The organism is Streptococcus infantis, assembly GCF_047464415.1.
GTDB lineage: Bacteria > Bacillota > Bacilli > Lactobacillales > Streptococcaceae > Streptococcus > Streptococcus infantis_AE.
Window position 1 is genome coordinate 1 of record NZ_JASHBX010000058.1, and the last position, 739, is coordinate 739.

Below are 739 nucleotides of genomic sequence, written 5' to 3' on the forward strand. Positions count from 1 at the left end.
CTGATATTGCACATCAGCTATCCATTTCAACTTCAACTGTCATTCGTAAGCTCAATGACTTTCACTTTAAGCATGATTTTTCTCGTCTTCCAGAGATTATGTCTTGGGACGAGTATGCCTTTACCAAAGGAAAGATGAGTTTTATCGCACAAGATTTTGACAAGCTCAATATCATTACTGTTCTTGAGGGAAGAACACAAGCTATCATCCGCAATCACTTTCTGCGCTACGATAGAGCGGTCCGATGTCGAGTGAAAATCATTACTATGGATATGTTTAGTCCTTACTATAACTTGGCTAAACAGCTTTTTCCTAATGCAAAAATTGTACTTGATCGTTTCCACATTGTTCAGCACTTAAGCCGAGCTATAAGTCGGGTTCGTGTCCAAATCATGAATCAATTTGAGCGAAAATCTCATGAATACAAGGCTATCAAGCGCTATTGGAAACTCATCCAACAAGATAGCCGTAAACTGAGTGATAAACGTTTTTATCGCCCTACTTTTCGCATGCACTTAACGAATAAAGAGATTCTAGACAAGCTTTTGAGCTATTCAGAAGACTTGAAACACCACTATAATCTCTATCAACTCTTGCTTTTTCACTTCCAGAATAAAGAAGCTGACAAATTTTTCGGACTTATTGAGGACAATCTGAAGCAGGTTCATCCTCTTTTTCAGACTGTCTTTAAGACATTTCTCAAGGACAAAGAGAAAATTGTCAACGCCCTTCAATTGCC

General features: G+C 38.3%; 1 protein-coding gene. It reads left to right on the forward strand.

Going from position 1 to position 739, the window contains the following annotated elements; translation table 11 throughout:
- On the forward strand, positions 1-739 hold a 739-nt coding region (locus QM460_RS10440), incomplete at both ends, for an ISL3 family transposase (RefSeq protein ID WP_414290059.1).